Genomic DNA, 16,973 nt, shown 5'->3' with positions numbered 1-16,973 from the left:
GGGCAGCGCGGCGCTCCGGGATCACGGCACCTGACCAGACACCGGGGCACGACATCGGCTCCGGAGTCAACCCCCGCAGGACATCCGAAGCCGACCGCTTAAGAAGAGCCGCATCCAGCGCTGTTCGCAGGCCCTCCGCCCAGCCGGGCCGAAGTGCCTGCGGCCGAGCACGGCGGCTACTGCGGCCAGCGGTGCGCGGGGGCCGGGGGCCAGGTCCCCGATGCGAGGACGCCTGTGGCGTAGGCGCGGGCGACCAGTGCTGTCCTGCTCGTCGTTCCCCAGCGCTGGGACAGGTGCCTGAAGTGGTAGTTGACCCCGTCGGCGGTCAGGCCCACCGCCGTGGCGATCTGGGTGGTCGTGGAGCCGCCCGCGGCCAGGGCGAGTATCCGCGCTTCCACGGCGCTGACCTGGGTGCGCTCTTCCGGGCCGGGGGCGGGCGCGGCGGGTTGGTCCACTACGCGCAGGATCAGCAGGAGGTTCGGTGGCGCGTCCGGCAGGTCGGTGACCACGTCGATGATCAGCTCGCCATGGCGTTCGGCGCCGCTTCCGCTGGACCAGGAGACCTTGACCGGGTAGCGCGACCTGCGCCGCAGCCGTACCGCTTCGTTGATCGGGTGGAGTTGGGTACCGGTCGTCAGCCGGAAGAGCGCCAGCGCGTTGCGCCCGGTCAGGTGCCCGGGCAGGACGCCCCATTCCAGGGCCATCGCGGGGTTCACCACCCGAATGGTGCCGTCCGTCTCGCAGAAGGCGGTCGGCAGCGGTAGGAGGTCGAACAGGATCAGGAGTCGGTTGCGCCAGAAGATACCTCGCTCACGATCGGACATCGCGGCGTCGGCCAGCAGCCAGCCTGCCTGCTGTCCTTGGGGATCCATTACGCGCTCCTGTCTGTCGCGTCGTGCTGCTCCTACACCACGGTGCCGAGACTCGCCAGTCCGAGGAGCCCGAGGCCACTACAAAATCATGTAGCCACACGAGCGATCAACGTGCCCCCGGGGCGGGACGGTGGAGACAGCCGCCGACATCGTGGCGGCGCCATCCCGGCAAACCCCATATCCTGGAGGGCAGTTCACCCATGGCCGATACCCTGCTCCCGCCGCAGCAGTCGAGCGGCGAATCCATCCCCGCCATCGACATCCCCGCCATCGACATCTCCGCCGTCGACCCGACCGGCACGCCCACCCTGGGGCTGATGGAAGCAGCCCGGCGCCTCGGCCCGGTCTTCGCTCTGCGTGTGAACGGCCAGGACAACCTCTTCGTCTCCGGCCTGGACCTCGTCACCGAGCTTGCCGACGATCAGCGGTTCACCAAGAACATCGGCCTCGGGGTGGCGAACCTGCGGCCGCTCCTGGGTGACGGACTGTTCACCGCGCACATCAACGAGCCCAACTGGGCGAAGGCCCACGACATCCTCATGCCCGCCTTCGGTCTGGGGTCGATGCGCACCTACCACCCGGTGATGCTGAAGGTCGCACGCCGGCTCATCGAGTCCTGGGACCGCCAGGCCGCCACGGGGAGTCCGGTGGAGGTGGCCGACGACATGACGCGGATGACGCTGGACACCATCGGACTGGCCGGATTCGACTTCGACTTCGGCTCCTTCGACCGCGACGAGCCGCACCCGTTCGTCAGCTCGATGGTGCGCTGCCTGGACTGGGCGATGACCTCGATGGGCCGCACCCCCGGGGTCGACTACAGCGAGCAGGACGAGGCGATGCGCGTTGACGCCGCCTACCTGGCCTCGGTGGTCGACGAGGTCATCGCCGCCCGCACCGCCGCGCCGGACACCGCACCCGGCCGGCCGAAGGACCTGCTGGACCTGATGCTCACCGAGACGCATCCTTCCGACGGCACCACCCTGGACCCGGAGAACGTCCGCAAGCAGATCATCACCTTCCTTATCGCCGGGCACGAGACCACCTCGGGAGCCCTGGCCTTCGCCCTGTACTACCTGGCCAAGAACCCGACGGTGCTGCGCCTGGCGCAGCACGAGGTCGACGAGATGTGGGGCGACTCCCCCGCCCCGGAGCCCACCTTCGAGGACGTCGGCCGCCTGCGCTACACCCGGCAGGTGCTGAACGAGGCCCTGCGGCTGTGGCCCACCGCCCCCGGGTTCGCGCGAGAGGCGCGTCAGGACACCGTCCTGGGCGGCCGCATTCCGCTGCGGGCCGGGCAGAGCGTCAGGGCCATGACCCCGATGCTCCACCGCGACCCGGTGTGGGGCGACAACCCCGAGCAGTTCGACCCCTCCCGTTTCACGCCGGAGGCCGTCGCCGCGCGCTCCCCGCACGCGTTCAAGCCGTTCGGCACGGGTGAACGCGCCTGCATCGGGCGGCAGTTCGCGCTGCACGAGGCCACCATGGTGCTCGCCATACTGATCCACCGGTACCGGCTGATCGACCACGCCGACTACCAACTGAAGCTGAAGCAGTCGCTCACCATCAAGCCGGACGGCTTCACCCTCACCCTCGCCCCGCGCACCCCCGCCGACCGGGCCGCCAACCGCGCCGCGCTGCCGACCGCGAATGCCGCACAGCCCGACAGCGGCCCGGCCGAGACCGCCGACCTGCCCACCCGGGTACGCCAGGGCACCGGGCTGCTGCTCCTCCACGGCTCCAACTACGGAACCTGCCGCGACTTCGCCACCGGGCTCGCCGACATCGCCGCGGAGCTGGGGTGCGACACCGCCGTCGCCCCGCTCGACGCCCACCGCGGCGCCCTGCCCACCGACCGGCCCGTCGTGATCATCACCGCCTCGTACAACGGCCAACCCACCGACGACGCGGCCGCGTTCGTGGACTGGCTGCGGCAAGCCCAGGCCGGTGCGGCCGAGGGCGTCAGCTACGCCGTCCTCGGCGTCGGTGACCGCAACTGGTCCGCCACCTACCAGCGCATCCCCACCCTCGTCGACGACCGGCTCAGCGCCCTCGGCGCCACCCGCATCCTCGACCGCGCGGAAGCCGACGCCTCCGGCGACCTGACCGGCAGCGTCAAGGCGTTCACCGCCGCGCTGCGCATCGCGCTGCTGGAGCAGTACGGCGACCCCGCCACCGCGGGCGCCGGGCCGCAGCACGAGCAGGACGGCCCCGCCTACACCGTCACCGAAGTCACCGGCGACGCGCTCGACGCCCTGGCCGCCTGGCACGGCACGACGCCGATGACGGTCGTCGAGACCGCCGGCCTCACCCACCCGGATTACTCACGGGTCAAGCGCCTGGTCCGCCTCGCCCTGCCCGAGGGAACGGCCTACCGCACGGCCGACCACCTCACGGTGCTGCCGGCCAACGACCCCGCCCTCGTCGAGCGCGCCGCCCACCTGCTCCAGGCCGACCTCGACACCGTCCTGAGCATCGCCCCCAACCGCCCCCGCCGCGACGGGATACCCGTCGACCGGCCGCTGACCGTCCGCCAGCTACTCACCCGCCACGTCGAGTTGCAGGACCGCCCGACCGCAGAGCAGCTGGCCACCCTGGCCGCCCTCAACCCCTGCCCGCCCGAGCGGGCCGCGCTCGGAGCCCTCGCCGAGAACACCGACGCGCGCACCGCCGACCAGCGCACCCTGCTGGACCTCATCGAGGACCACCCCGCCCTGCGCGAGACCCTGACCTGGCCCACGCTGCTGGAGCTGCTGCCCCCGATCAGGCCCCGCCACTACTCCCTCTCCTCCTCGCCGACGGCCGACCCGCACCATGTCGACCTCATGGTCTCCCTGCTGGAGGCACCCGCCCGTTCGGGTCGCGGCGCCTTCCGGGGCACCGGCTCCGGCTACCTGAACGCCGTACGACCCGGCGACACCGTGCTCGCCCGGATCCAGCCGTGCCGCGAGGCCTTCCGTGTCGGCCGCAACGCCGACACCCCGGTCATCATGATCGCCGCCGGCACCGGGCTCGCCCCCTTCCGCGCCGCCATCGCCGACCGCCTCGCTCTCCTGGCCGGCGGCACCCCGCTCGCCCCGGCGCTGTGCTACTTCGGCTGCGACGCCCCCGACGCCGACTACCTGCACGCCGACGAGCTGCATGCCGCCGAGCGGGCCGGGGCGGTCTCCCTACGCCCCGCCTTCAGCAACACCCCCGTCGACGGCCGGCGCTTCGTGCAGGACCGCATCACCGCCGAAGCCGACGAGGTGTGGGAGCTGCTGAACGCGGGAGCCCGGGTCCACGTCTGCGGCGACGGCGCCCGTATGGCGCCCGGCGTCCGGGAGGCCTTCCAGGCCATCTACCTGCGGCAGACCCAAGGCGCCGACCGCACCGAGGCCCAGCACTGGCTCCAGACCCTGATGGACCAGAGCCGGTACGTCGAGGACGTCTACAGCGGCTGACCCACCGCCGCGCCCGCCGCCGTCCTGAACTGCGCGGGAGCCCCGGAGCGACACGCTCCGGGGCTCCCGCGCAGTCCGACTGGGGAAACCCAGGAGATCCCCTCGCCGCCACCAGTGAGGCCCGTTGCCCGGTCTCTGCGGGCAGCAGTGTGCGCAGTGGCGCACCCGCCCGGCCATGTCTTCCTCGTAGCCGGGCGACCGTGCAGGTTTTAGCTGAAGCGAACGTTACTGATGTCGATCGAGACCATCACCTGGTTCGGGATCGGGCGGCCGTCGGAGTCGCGGCGGAAAGCCCGTCGTTTGGTGGGCAGGAAGATGCCGTCCGCTTCCACGGTGTCATAGACGTACTGCGCCGCGGCGAATCCGCCCGCCACGTCGACGTGGTAGTCGTGCCGGCGCAGGAGGTGGTCGGGTCCGAAGTAGAAGTCCTGGTGAGTGCTGTGGCTGGCGATTTCTTGTGGGAAGGTCGCGCGCAGTCCACGCCAGAGTTCGTCTCCTTCCCGGCACGGCTCGATGTCGGTGACCGTGAAACCCGGCATCGCCAGCAGGAAGGGCGTGGTGAGATAGGTCCACAACGCGTAGCCGTTGAAGTAGGCGCGGTCCAGCGGGTCCCAGGGAGTGTCCAAGCCATGGCCGGCGAATGACGTCCGCGGTTCATCGCGTTCGGCCACGACTCGTCCCTCGAGCTTTTCGATGCTGACTCGTCCGGCCGTGAAGTCCGTCTTTTGATCGGGAGCACCGAAAGGCAGGACCGAGGCGTGCTCCTCGTGCAGCCAGACGGTCATCTCGCGGGGTGCGGGGTCCTGCGGCGCGCCCTTGATGGTGAACAGGTCGCCACCGCTGACGACGGTTGCCTGCACCACCGTCAGTTCACTCCAGCGTTCGATCCCACCGTGGGCCTCGAGGACCTTGGCGAGCAACTCGTTCATGTCAGTCCCCTTCGGTGCGTCCCGGTTTCACCTACGCACGACGGACGGCTTCTCGGAGGGCACGTTCGGGTGCCTGCCGCATCGCGGCGAGGAGCGCTGGGGACTTCACTCCATCGGCGAGGATGTCCAAGATCGCACGCCGAGGGTGATCTCCCGGAGGGCCAGGAGCGCCCAGCTCTCGCCCAGGACCTGCATGGCGGCGTCAATGGAGCACCCGCGCGGATCCGGCACCCGGGCCTTTCTTGTCATGCCTGGACAGTACCGGGCGACTAGACAGTACCGGGCGACTAGTGGATCGTCAGGTCCAACTTGGCTGTTCAGGGCCCTTTGGCGGTCAGCTCGATTTCGGGGGCACGAAGTTCGAACCGTTGCGATCGAAGTCGTGCCTCCTGTCGATGACGAACTCCTCCACGGTCATGGGAGAGCGGTTGCCGATGACCTCGATGAGGTTGTTCGAGCCCTGGAAGATGCCGTTCTGGTAGTCGATGGCGACACTGCTCAGGTGCTGGATCAGGTGGGACGGCTTGCCCAGGCAGGCCAGCCCGTCCGCGAACTCCTCGACGCTGATGGGTTCGTACGTGACGGGGATCCCGAGTGCTCGCGAGACCGCCTTGGCGATCCCGTAGTGGTCCATCTCGACCGGGCCGTGCAGGGGATAGGTCTGGCGATCGTGCGGCTGCGGGTTCTCGAGGATGGCGGCGATCACGTACGCCTGGTCAACCCCGGCGACGGGAGCGTGACGACCGTTTCCGAACGGAAGGCGGAGCACGCCCTCGTCTCCCTGGCGACCCCACGACCAGCTGATCCATTCGGCGAAGAACGTCGGCCGCAGGTGCGCGGTGAGCATCGTCGTGCGGTCGAGCAGGCGCTCGCCGAGCCAGTGCTGGCGCGCTTGGTTGCTGACGGCCTCCCGCCGGGCGGAGATCTGCGACATGTTGACGACCGATCGGACGCCGGCCTCGGTGGCCGCCTGCGCGAACGTGACCGTGGCGTCGAGCAGGCCCGGGGCGATCGGGTAGCAGAAGTAAGCTCCGCTCACTCCTCGTAGGGCGGAGCTCACGCCATGGAAGTCGAGCAGGTCGCCCACGACGATTTCGGCGCCCGTGGCGGCGAGCTGCCGCGAACGGTCGTCCTCCCGGTGCACGAGAGCACGTACCCGGTGCCCCCGTTCCAGGAGCAGTTGCACGGTGGTCTTCCCCGTCTTCCCCGTTGCGCCGGTGATCAGGAAGAGCCGGTCATCGTTCTTCGTCATGCCCATCGACCTCCTTGCGAATCACGCCCGCCTCGGCGGCGGAGTGGTGGCGCCAGGGGAATGGCGCGCGTGTTCAGGAGCGCGCCGGGCGGACGGCCGGAATGTTGTGCCAGGGCGGTCTGCGACCTGCGCGGGACCGGCGCCGGGAACCCTGGCTTTTGTTTCCTATAGCCAGCAGTTTACACCTGATCTGGCTATGGGAAGCTATAGCCAGAGGGGGAGGCGGGTAGGAGATGAGGAGTATGCCGATGCGCCTTGTGGGAGCTCTGGCCGATCGCACGCAATGGGTGGCGGACGACTGCTCGATCGACCGAACGATGCGGATCCTCGGCACCCGATCGGCCATGCTGATCATGCGGGAAGCGCATTACGGAACCACGCGGTTCGACGACTTCGTACGGCGCGTCGGGATCACCGAGGCTGTCGCCGCGGCACGGCTTCGCGAGCTGCTCAAAGCCGGCCTGCTTGAGCGGCGCACGTACCAGGAGCCAGGCCAGCGCAGTCGGAAGGAATACGTTCTGAGCCAGGCCGGCGTGGACCTCCAGCCGGCCCTCCTGGCGCTCATGCAGTGGGGCGACCGTCACCTGCCCCGCCCGGACGGGCCACCACTGGTCCTGCGCCACGCCGGATGCGATGCACCAGTTGCCCTGCGACTGGCCTGCGAGCAGGGCCACGAGGTGCAACCGGAGGAAGTCGCGGTGCACTCCAGTTCAGCTTGGGAGTGCCCTGGGCGACGCAACGAGCGGCCGGGACCAGGACCGCATGAACACCCGGAGCCGAGTGGGTGGGGGCACCCCTTCAGCCGCGATTGCGGCGCATGACCACGATCACCAGATCCCGGCCGCCGCGTCCGCGTTGCGGCTGGCGTGCGAGCTACGGGCTGCGGAGCCGTGCACTTCGGGTTTGACTTCCGGGCCGGAGCCTCAGCCGTTGGTCAGGGTGCGGCCGAGGAGGGGGAGCAGGCGGTCCCAGTGAAGCTGCAGTGCGGCGGGGTTGAAGGCGTCGGTGTCGGACATGGTGAAGCCGTGGATGGTGCCGGGGTAGATCTCGGAGGTGTAGCCGACACCCGCGGCGTCCAGGGCCTGGCTGAGCTCGCCGAGGGCGTCGGGCGTCATGTCGGTTTCGGCGTGGCCGAGGTGGACCTGGGCGGTGAGCCTGGAGAGGAGGTCGGGCCCGTCGGCGCCCACGGGGCCGTGGAATCCGGCGACGGCGGCCACCTGGCCGGGGTGGGCCGCGGCGGTGCGCATCGCCAGGAGGCCGCCTATGCAGTAGCCGGTCACCGCGACCGGTCCGGCACCGACCTCGGGCTGGGTGGTGAGGAACCTGAGGTAGGCGTCGGCGTCGCTCAGGACACGTTCGGCGGTGTGCGCCTCGATCAAGGGCATCAGCTGGGCGATGACCGTGGGCCGGACCGCTTCTCCGATGTGCTCGGGAAGTTCGATCAGCGGTGCCGGGCCGTGCCGGTAGAAGAAGTTGGGGACGAGCACGTAGTACCCGTGCCCGGCCAGTTCGCGGGCCATGTCCCGCAGCACGGGCCGGATGCCGAAGGCGTCCGCGTACATCAGCACCCCTGGGTGCCGCTCGCCGCGGTCGGGGAAGGCGGCGAAAGCGTCGGCGAGGCCGTCCGCGGTGGGAATCTGCAACATCTTGGTGGGAATAGCGGATCTTCCTTCCTTGGAGTTCACCGAATTAACGTTTATTTCACTAACGTTTTCGGCGTGAGTGACCGTACATCGTTAGTTGGACTAACGCAATGGGTAGGATGGGCGCCATGATCAGAGCCGAAGCCGCGGACATGCCCGACGACGGCGCGCGCAAGACGCCCGACAGGCTGCGTCGACAGGCGAGCCGACAGTTGTCGCAGCTGACCGCGCGGTCGGACCGGCTGATCAACGAGGGGCTGGCCCAGGTCGACGCCCGCAAGTGGCACTACGCCGTGCTCGCCTCACTGCAGGAGTATGGGCCGGGCAGCCAAGCGACGCTGAGCCGGCGCACCGGCATCTACCGCAGCGACATGGTCGGCGTGCTCAACGAACTGGCCGAGCGTGGCCTCGTCGAGCGGGTGCCGGATCCCGACGACCGGCGCCGCAACATCATCACGATCTCCGCCCGAGGCCGCCGTCGCCTACCCTGCCTCGACAAGGTCCTGGACGACCTCCACGACGAACTGCTCGCGCCGCTGAGTCCGGCCGAACGCGACCAGCTCGTGCAGTTGCTCACCCGCTTGCTGGACCACCACACCCGGACCTCCTGACCCTGCGTAGTGGCATCCGACATCAACGCTGCCCGGGGCGCTGTTTCAAGGTGGTCGCCTGTGAAGCACGGCGCCGCGCGGTGGTCCACCTGCGGCGATCATGTTTCATGAGTTGTTGCAAACGACTGGATCTGAAACGCCCTCATGAAACGCTCTGGGTGGTGAGCGACGACTTCAAGCGCGTGGAATCGCACGCCTGCCCGATGTCCACCTGCGCCGCCCCGACGGGCTCGCCCTGCCGGACCGGGAAGGGCAAGGTGGCCATCCAGTACCACACGGCCCGCTACGCGGTCGGCACCGTCACCAGCTGCTGATCTGGATGGAGTCGCCGTACTGGCCGCTGGTGCGGACGGAGATCTGCACGCGGGCGGTCCAGTCGGTGAAACTCTGGCCCGCGCGGTAGGCGGCCATGTCGAGTGAGGTGCAGCCGCTGGGCGGGGTGGCGGTCGGGTTGCCGTTGATCACCTGGATCGGGCCGTAGCCGGTCTGGACGGAGGTGTCGACCTTGTAGACGAGCACACCGGTGGAGCAGGCGCCGGCGTCCGCGCCGACGGCTCGGCGGGACTCGGCGACGTAGGCGGTGGTCTCGCCGGTGCGGATCACCGCGATCTTCGTGCCGCCGGGGCGTTCGACGGCCTGCAGACGGACGGTGCGACTGCCCGCGGTCGGCAGGCAGGCGACCTGCCGGTCGTCGATCCAGCCGAACTTCCAGCGCTCCCAGCCGAGATGCTGCGGGGCCGGGCCGGAGATGAGGCCCATCAGGTCCCAGCCGCCGACGAAGCGGTGGTAGTCGGTGTTGGTGAAGGCGTAGAGGTCGGGCAGGCCGAAGGTGTGGGAGGTCTCGTGGTCGGCGACCTTGGGGCCCCAGTGGTACATGTCCTGACCGAAGGTGACCGCCCACTTGATCCGCTTGCCGTTGGCGGTGATGCCCGCGGTGGTCGGGTCGTAGAGGTAGGTGGGCGAGAAGCTGATGGCGGAGGCGCTCTTGGTCGGGACGATGTAGAGCATGTCGTAGCGGGACAGGTCGGTGTACGGCTCGGCGGCCTCGACCGCCTGCTTCACGTATGCCTCGTGCTGCTCGAAGGTGATGCCGCGCTGGAAGCCGTAGGAGGTGGAGTCCTGCGGCATGTGGAGCCAGTGGTCGAGCGGGGTGATGTCGAGGCGGGTCCTGCCGTAGGAGTCCTGTTTCATCCAGTCGGCGGCCGGGGCGAGTTGCTGGTAGTAGTCGGAGAGCTCGCCGGTGGCCGGGGCATCGGGGAAGTCGACGAAGAGCATCAGCACGTGCTTGGTGCCCAGCGGCTGCTGGAACTGGGTACGGTCGGTGTCGTGGCCCTCGTCGGTCCAGCCGGTCCTGCCGGGCAGAGCGCACGCGGAGGCGGGAGCGGGGGCCGGTCGGGCGGCGTCGGCGAGGGCCGGGGTGGCGGCGACCAGCGGGAGCAGTACGGCCAGGGCGGCGGTGAGCTGACGTGTTCTCATCTCTCTCCTTGCAGTCCGGTGTTGGTGCATCAGACGCGGTCGGCGGCGAGGTCCATGAGGCGGGCCAGGACGTTGCCACCGGAGGTGGTCACGCCGTCGTGCTCCCACTCGTTGGTGACCCAGGCCCGCAGCGAGCCGACCGAGCGGGCGGTGCGCAGCGACAGTTCGGCGTCCACGTACATGTCGTCGTGGTAGATCGCAGCGGCCACTGGCACCCGGTTGGTGGCGAGCCGGGCCGGTTCGTACAGCTCTGGCCAGTCGGTGTGTTCCGCGAGCAGCTCGACGGCCTCGGCGAACGGGCGCAGGCCGGTGATCTCCTGGAACATCCAGGGGTAGATCATCTCGCCGGTGAGCAGCAACGGGTCGGCGTCCTCGGCGAACTCGGGGTGCGCGGCCAGGGCGCGGGCCGCGGCCCAGCCGGTGGCGGTGCCGGGCCGGCCGTAGATGGTCTCCTGGAGGACCGCGAAGAGCGGGCTGTCGGTGAACGCGGTCAGCTGCGTCACCTGGTGCAGGAAGGTCGCCGACAGTTCGCCGTAGGAGTCGACTGCCTCGTCCAGCAGCCAGTGCAGGCGGGCGGAGCCCTCGCCCATGCCGAGCATCAGGCCGAGGGTGCGCAGCCGGTGGACGGTGAGCCGGTCACCGTCAGGGAGGTGGATCGGGCGGCGGTCGAGGAGGTCGGCGATCCGGCGGAGCAGTTCGCGGTCGCCGGGGTGGCGGGTGTAGTGCGCGGTGACCTTGTCGCGCACCCGGGGGTAGGTGGCGGCGTACACGTCGTCGGCGGTGGCGTTGAGGCCGGGCAGGCCGCCGGTGATGTAGCAGGCGCGCAGTCCCTCGGGGGCGAAGGACAGGTAGCTGAGGGTGAGGAAGCCGCCGTAGCTCTGGCCGAGCGTCTCCCAGGGCTTGTAGCCGCACAGTTGGCGCCTGATCAGCTCGGCGTCGGCGACGATCGCGTCGGCCCGGTGGAGGGCGAGGTGGTCGGCGAGTTGGTGTGGGGAGCGGAAGCCGGCTGCCGTGCGGGCGGTGATGGGGGTGGAGCGGCCGGTGCCGCGCTGGTCGAGCAGCAGCACCCGGTGGGTTTTCAGGGCGTGGCCGAGCCAGCCGCCGGTGGCGTTCAGCGGGCGTGGCGACTTCCCGCCGGGGCCGCCCTGGAGGTAGAGCAGCCAGGGCAGTTCGTCGGCCGCGCGGACCGGGTCGGCGAGCTCGCGGGCGAAGACGTCGACCGTCGGGCCGCCGGGTTGGGCGTGGTCGAGTGGCACGGTGAAGAGGTGGTCGGTCATCGCGAGTCCGGGCAGGCGGTGGCTGTTGAGGATCACGGGGTGGCCTCCGGGCTGTGCTGATCGTTCCCCTCGTTCCGCTCGGGGCTGTGCTGGCTGTTCCCGTCGTTCCGCTCGGGGCTGTGCTGGCCGTTCCCGTCGTTCCGCTCGGGGCTGTGCTGGCCGTTCCCCTCGTTCCACTCGGGGCTGTGCTGATCGTTCCCCTCGTTCCACTCGGGGCTGTGCTGATCGTTCCCCTCGTTCCACTCGGGGAAGTGGCAGGCGACCTCGTGCCCGGGGGCGATCGCCCGCAGGGCGGGCCGCTCGGCGGCGCAGCGGTCGGCCGCCTTCGGACAGCGGGTGCGGAAGCGGCAGCCGCTTGGCGGGTTCAGGGGGCTGGGCAGGTCGCCGCGGAGCACGATGCGCTCGCGGGCGCGTTCGGCGTCCGGATCGGGCAGCGGTACGGCCGAGAGCAAGGCGCGGGTGTACGGGTGGGCGGGGGCGTCGAAGAGCGTGTCGCGGTCGGCGGTCTCGACGACGGAGCCCAGGTACATCACGGCGATCCGGGTGCTGATCTGGCGGACGGCGCCGAGGTCGTGCGCGATGAACAGGTAGGCGAGGCCGTACTCGTCCTGGAGGTCCTTGAGCAGGTTGAGGATTTGGGCCTGCACCGAGACGTCGAGGGCCGAGACCGGCTCGTCGCACACCACCAGCTTCGGTCGCAGCGCCAACGCCCGGGCGATGCCGATGCGTTGGGCCTGCCCGCCGGAGAACTCGTGCGGGTGGCGGTCGGCGTGCTCAGGGCGCAAGCCGACCCGCTCCAACAGCCGCTCCACCGGCTCGTCGGGGGCCAGCCCCTGGTACTGGTAGGGCGAGGCGAGGATCCGGCGGACGGTCTGGCGGGGGTTGAGCGAGGAGAACGGGTCCTGGAAGACCATCTGGAGCTCGCGGCGGACCGGGCGCAGCGCTGTCTCGTCGAGGTCGGCGAGGTCCTGCCCGGCGAAGCGGATGGCGCCCTCGGTGGGTCGTTCCAGCCGGGTGAGCAGGCGGGCCACGGTGGACTTGCCGCAGCCGGACTCGCCGACCAGGCCGAGGGTCTCACCGGGTTCGACCCGCAGTGAGACGCCGTCGACTGCGGTGACGTGCCCGGCAAGGCGCCGGGTGAGGCCGTGGCGTACCGGGAAGCGCTTGACCAGCTCCCGGGTTTCGAGCAGAGCGGTCATCCCGTCATCTCCAGGGTGGGCAGCCGGTGGGGCAGCGGTCCGTCGATGCGCGGCACGCAGGCGAGCAGGCCGCGGGTGTAGGGCTGCTGCGGCCGGCGGAAGACGTCGCGTACGGCGCCCCGCTCGACTGCGTGCCCCTGGTGCATCACCACGACGTGGTCGGCGAGCCCGGCAACCACGCCCATGTCATGGGTGATCAGCATGATCGCGGTGCCGACCTCCCGCCGCAGTTCGCGCAGCAGGTCCAGGATCTGGGCCTGGACGGTGACGTCGAGCGCGGTGGTCGGCTCGTCGGCGATCAGCAGGTCGGGTTCCAGGCAGAGTGCCATGGCGATCATCACCCGCTGCCGCATCCCGCCCGAGAACTCGTGCGGGTAGCAGCGGGCCCGCCGTTCGGGCTCGGGGATGCCGACCCTCTCCAGCATCCGGACGGCGACCTTGTGGGCCTCCCGCCGGCCGGCTCGGTGGTGGGCTCGGTAGGCCTCGGCGATCTGGAAGGCCACCGTGTAGTACGGGTTGAGGCAGGACAGCGGGTCCTGGAAGACCATGGCGATCCGGTCGCCGCGCAGCCGACGCAGTGAGCGCTGGTCGAGAGTGGTCAGCTCGCGGCCGTCGAAGCGGATTTCACCGCTGACGGTGGCTCCCTGGAGCAGCCCGAGCACGGCGAGGCTGGTGACGGACTTGCCGCTGCCGGACTCGCCGACCACGCCGAGCACCTGCCCGGTGTCCAGGTCCAGGTCGAGCCCGTCCACGGCGCGTATGCCGGAGCCGAAGTCGACCGTCAGGTCACGTACGGTCAGCAGGGTCATCCGACGGCCCTCACTCTCGGGTCGAGCACGGCGTAGACAAGGTCGACGGCCAGGTTGGCGAGCACCACGAAGGCGGCCGCGAACAGCGTCACGCCGAGGATCACCGGCTGGTCCGCACCCGCGATCGCGTCGGCCGCGAGCTTGCCGACGCCGGGCAGGCCGAACACCGACTCGGTGATCAGCGCACCGCCGAGCAGTGCGCCGAGGTCCATGCCGAAGATGGTCACGATCGGCATCAGCGCGGGTCGCAGCGCGTGCCGGCGTACCACGGTGACCTCGGGCAGGCCCTTGGCGCGCGCGGTGCGCACGTAGTTCTGGCCGAGGCTGTCGAGCATCTCGCCGCGGGTGATCCGGGCGTACACCCCGGCGTAGAGCATGGCCAGGGTGATCCAGGGCATGACCATCGACTGCGCCCAGCCGGCCGGATCCTGGGTGACGGGGACCACCCGGGGGTAGGGCAGCACATTGAGCTTGACCACCAGCAGGTACTGGAGCACCAGCGCCGTGAAGTAGATCGGCAGCGAGACACCGCCGAGTGCGGCGGTCATCGCGGCGCGGTCCCACAGGCTGCCGCGCCGCAGCGCGGACACCACGCCCGCCGCCACGCCGACGGCCAGCCACAGCACGGCCGCGCCGAGGGCGATCGAGATACTGACGGGCAGTCGGCTGGTCAGCATCGGCCACACCGGCTGGTCGGTCTGGAAGCTGAATCCCAGGCAGGGGAAGGGGCAGTTCACGGCCTGCGCGCCGGTGCCGTACGTCCGACCGGAGACGATGCCGACCAGGTAGTCCCAGAACTGCACCGGCAGCGGGCGGTTCAGCCCGAGGGTGGCGCGGATTTCGGCGATCCGTTCCGGGCTGCACGCCTTGCCGCAGGCGCCCTGGGCGGGATCGGCCGGCATCAGGTAGAAGATCGCGAAGCTGGCGGCGCAGATCACCACCAGGATGGCCGCGGTGACGGCCAGTCTTCGCAGCAGGTAGAGGATCATCGTCGCTGGCTCCGGGGGTCGAGCGCGTCGCGGACGGCATCGCCCAGCACGTTGAAGGCGAGCACGGTGGCGAACAGGAAGGCGCCGGGGATGAGGAAGTAGGCGGGGTCGGCGGCGTACCAGGGCACGGCGGTGGCGATCATCTGCCCCCAGGAGGGTGTCGGCGGCTGCACCCCCACCCCGAGGAAGGAGAGTCCGGCCTCGGTGGCGATGCACGCAGGGATCGACATGGTTGCCACCACCAGTACCGGGCCTGTCAGGTTCGGCAGCACCTCACGCACCAGCAGCGCCCGCCGGGACGCGCCGAGCACCCTGGCCGCCGCCACGAACTCGCCCCGGGTCAGCACCATCGCCTGCCCGCGCACGATCCGCCCGACGTACGGCCAGCCGAAGAACCCGAGCACCACCACCAGCAGCAGTCGGCGGTCCGCGCCGGGCGCGGCCGAGATCAGCGCGATCATGAAGATCAGGCTTGGGAAGGACATCAGCAGGTCCATCAGCCGGCCGATCACGGTGTCGGCCCAGCCGCCGAGGAAGCCGGCGAGCAGGCCGAGCGCCGTCCCCAGCGCCACCGACAGCCCGGTGGCGAGCACGGCGATCAGCAGCGAGACCCGTGCGCCGTACACCACTCGGGCAAGCACGTCCCGGCCGTTGACCGGCTCCACGCCGAGCCAGTGCCCGGAGCTGATCCCGCCCGCGACGCCGCGTGGCAGGCCGCCGAGCGCCGGGTCCACCGCCTCGCCGTGGAACGCTGTCGGGGAGGTGCCGGCGAGCCAGGTGATCAGCGGGGCGGCGAGCGCGGTCAGCACCAGCAGGGCCACCACGGCCAGCGCGAGCGCCGCCGAGCGCTGGGCCAACAGCCGTCGCAGTACGGTCACTTGCGCAGGCCCAGGGACACGAGATCGAGGCGGCCGACGAAGGCGGTGTGGCCGTACGCCCCGGTGACGTTCGGTCCGACCAGCACCGCGGCCTTGTCCCACAGGAAGGGCACGACGGGTGCGTCCTGCATGATCCGCCTGGCGAGCTCGCCGTAGGCGGCCTGGGCGGCTGCCGGGTCGCTCATCGCGGCGATCGCATCCAGGCGCGTGTCGACCGCGGGCGAGTCGTACTGGGCGCGGTTGTTGTTGCCCTCAGTGGTGATCAGACGGCCGTCGAACAGGATGGGCAGATAGGTGGAGGCGCCCGGCCAGTCGGGGGTCCAGCCGTCGATCACCAGGTCGTGCTGCCGGGCCGTGTTCCCGACCGTGCTGTAGAAGGCCGAGGAGCTGATCTCGTTGATCTTCACGGTGATGCCGGCCCGGGCCAGCGATGCCTGCACCGCCTCGCCCTGGGCCTTGCCGCCCGCGGTGGCCGGGGTGTCGAGGGTGAGGACCAGGTCGGAGGCGTGGCCCGCCTGGGCGAGCAGGGCCTTGGCCATCGTAGGGTCGCCCTTGCCGTCCTGACTCGGGTACGGGTCCTCGGGGGCGGCCCCCGGCAGGGTGGGCGGCAGCAGGGTGGTGGCCAGCTCGCCCGCGATCGGGCCGCCTCGGGTGGTGCGCAGGGCGTCCTTGTCCAGCGCGTACGCGATGGCCTGCCGCACCCGGACGTCGTCCAGCGGCGCGTGCCTGGTGTTGATGCTGAGGAACCGGGTGTTGATCGACTCGCCGGTAACCAGCCGCTTGCGCACCTGCGGGTCGCTCATCACCCTTCCGACCGAGGCCGGGCCGATCGGTTCCAGCGCGACCGCGTCCGCGTCCTGACCCTGACCAGCGATCAGCCGCTGGTCGACCACCGCCGCATCGAGATTCAGGTCGATGACGACCTTGTCGGGCAGACCCTTGCGGACGGTGTCGGTGGCCGGGTCCCAGGAAGTGTTGCGGACCAGGGTGAGCTGCTTCTTGGGCTCGAACTTCTCGATCTTGTACGGGCCACAGGAGAACGGGCGGTTGTCGTAGCCGACGCCGGTGTCCTTGTCCTGCGGCACCGGGGCGGACATCGGCAGTGACACAGCCGAGCCGAAGTCGGACACCGGGCGGTTGAGCTTGAATACGATCGTTCGGTCGTCCGGAGTCTCGATCGACGCGAGCCCGGCAGGGTCCTTGTACGGGCCCTTGTACGCCTCGCCGCCGGCCAGCCACATCCGGGCGTACGGCGGTCCCTCGGGCAATTCGGCGGCGAAGGTCCGCTCGACGCCGTACTTGACGTCCTTGCTGGTGACGGGCCGTCCGTCCTCGTACTTCACGCCCTCCTTGAGGGTGAAGGTCCACGTCTTCGCCCCGTCGCTGGGCCGACCGGTGTCCGTCGCCAGGTCCGGCACGATCTTCCCGCCGGCCTGGCCGGGGGCGGGGGCGAAGGTGGTCAGCGTGCGGTAGACTAGGCGGCCCACGTCCTGGGTGGAGGTGACGTAGGCGCGGGCCGGGTCGAGGTGTTCCAGGTCGATGCTGGACAGCACGTGGAGCGTGCCACCCTTCACCGGCGCGGCATTCGCATCGGC

14 protein-coding genes and 1 pseudogene are annotated in these 16,973 nt (G+C 70.3%); 4 read left to right on the top strand and 11 right to left on the bottom strand.

Annotation, left to right across the window (positions count from 1 at the left end; translation table 11 throughout):
• Window positions 1–176 precede the first annotated feature (176 nt).
• Window positions 177–872, bottom strand: a complete 696-nt coding sequence (locus P3T39_RS21395; protein WP_280700075.1) for a LuxR C-terminal-related transcriptional regulator — start codon at window positions 870–872, stop codon at window positions 177–179.
• A 200-nt stretch (window positions 873–1,072) separates the two neighbouring features.
• On the opposite strand from P3T39_RS21395, the gene P3T39_RS21390 reads away from it, so the two are divergent.
• Window positions 1,073–4,315, top strand: a complete 3,243-nt coding sequence (locus tag P3T39_RS21390) for a cytochrome P450 (protein WP_280700074.1) — start codon at window positions 1,073–1,075, stop codon at window positions 4,313–4,315.
• 209 nt (window positions 4,316–4,524) lie between these two features.
• Here P3T39_RS21390 and P3T39_RS21385 read toward each other — a convergent pair whose 3' ends face one another.
• Window positions 4,525–5,244 (bottom strand): hypothetical protein, encoded by a 720-nt coding sequence (locus tag P3T39_RS21385; RefSeq protein WP_280700073.1) that lies wholly within the window; start codon window positions 5,242–5,244, stop codon window positions 4,525–4,527.
• 334 nt (window positions 5,245–5,578) lie between these two features.
• Window positions 5,579–6,496: an NAD(P)H-binding protein gene (locus tag P3T39_RS21380; protein WP_280700072.1), complete on the bottom strand. Its 918-nt coding sequence runs from the start codon at window positions 6,494–6,496 to the stop codon at window positions 5,579–5,581.
• 242 nt (window positions 6,497–6,738) lie between these two features.
• Between P3T39_RS21380 and P3T39_RS21375 the strand changes: the two genes are divergently transcribed.
• Window positions 6,739–7,317 (top strand): helix-turn-helix domain-containing protein, encoded by a 579-nt coding sequence (locus P3T39_RS21375; RefSeq protein WP_280700071.1) that lies wholly within the window; start codon window positions 6,739–6,741, stop codon window positions 7,315–7,317.
• Between the two features lie 102 nt (window positions 7,318–7,419).
• On the opposite strand, the gene P3T39_RS21370 is transcribed toward P3T39_RS21375, so the two are convergent.
• Window positions 7,420–8,154, bottom strand: coding sequence for a dienelactone hydrolase family protein (locus P3T39_RS21370; RefSeq protein ID WP_280700155.1), 735 nt, complete (start codon window positions 8,152–8,154; stop codon window positions 7,420–7,422).
• Window positions 8,155–8,267: 113 nt separating this feature from the next.
• Between P3T39_RS21370 and P3T39_RS21365 the strand changes: the two genes are divergently transcribed.
• Entirely contained in the window at window positions 8,268–8,750 is a 483-nt protein-coding gene (locus tag P3T39_RS21365; protein ID WP_280700154.1) for a MarR family transcriptional regulator, read from the top strand.
• Window positions 8,751–8,911: 161 nt separating this feature from the next.
• Complete coding sequence (locus P3T39_RS21360; RefSeq protein ID WP_280700070.1) at window positions 8,912–9,064, top strand: hypothetical protein; 153 nt, start codon at window positions 8,912–8,914, stop codon at window positions 9,062–9,064.
• On the opposite strand, the gene P3T39_RS21355 is transcribed toward P3T39_RS21360, so the two are convergent.
• From P3T39_RS21355 to P3T39_RS21325, 7 genes and pseudogenes are all read right to left on the bottom strand, one after another.
• The gene (locus P3T39_RS21355; RefSeq protein ID WP_280700069.1) at window positions 9,051–10,226 is read right to left on the bottom strand and encodes a M6 family metalloprotease domain-containing protein; all 1,176 of its coding nucleotides are present in this window, start codon (window positions 10,224–10,226) and stop codon (window positions 9,051–9,053) included. The two genes, P3T39_RS21360 and P3T39_RS21355, sit on opposite strands and share 14 nt — an antisense overlap.
• Before the next feature lie 29 nt (window positions 10,227–10,255).
• Window positions 10,256–11,503 (bottom strand): alpha/beta fold hydrolase, encoded by a 1,248-nt coding sequence (locus P3T39_RS21350; protein WP_280700153.1) that lies wholly within the window; start codon window positions 11,501–11,503, stop codon window positions 10,256–10,258.
• A 32-nt stretch (window positions 11,504–11,535) separates the two neighbouring features.
• A complete protein-coding gene (locus P3T39_RS21345) occupies window positions 11,536–12,702 on the bottom strand; it encodes a dipeptide ABC transporter ATP-binding protein (protein ID WP_280700068.1) in 1,167 nt (388 codons plus the stop codon).
• 41 nt (window positions 12,703–12,743) lie between these two features.
• Window positions 12,744–13,511, bottom strand: a pseudogene (locus P3T39_RS21340) (ABC transporter ATP-binding protein); the annotation flags it as partial.
• The gene (locus P3T39_RS21335; RefSeq protein WP_280700067.1) at window positions 13,508–14,500 is read right to left on the bottom strand and encodes an ABC transporter permease; all 993 of its coding nucleotides are present in this window, start codon (window positions 14,498–14,500) and stop codon (window positions 13,508–13,510) included. The gene P3T39_RS21335 and the pseudogene P3T39_RS21340, both read right to left, overlap by 4 nt.
• Window positions 14,497–15,378: an ABC transporter permease gene (locus P3T39_RS21330; protein ID WP_280700066.1), complete on the bottom strand. Its 882-nt coding sequence runs from the start codon at window positions 15,376–15,378 to the stop codon at window positions 14,497–14,499. The genes P3T39_RS21335 and P3T39_RS21330 overlap by 4 nt, the downstream gene beginning before the upstream one ends.
• Window positions 15,375–16,931, bottom strand: coding sequence for an ABC transporter substrate-binding protein (locus P3T39_RS21325; RefSeq protein ID WP_280700065.1), 1,557 nt, complete (start codon window positions 16,929–16,931; stop codon window positions 15,375–15,377). Before P3T39_RS21325 ends, P3T39_RS21330 begins: the two co-directional genes overlap by 4 nt.
• Window positions 16,932–16,973 lie beyond the last annotated feature (42 nt).

The organism is Kitasatospora sp. GP82, from assembly GCF_029892105.1.
Classification (GTDB): Bacteria; Actinomycetota; Actinomycetes; order Streptomycetales; family Streptomycetaceae; genus Kitasatospora.
The sequence above is the reverse complement of the archived record's forward strand: the minus strand, read 5'-3'. Positions and strand labels throughout refer to the sequence as shown.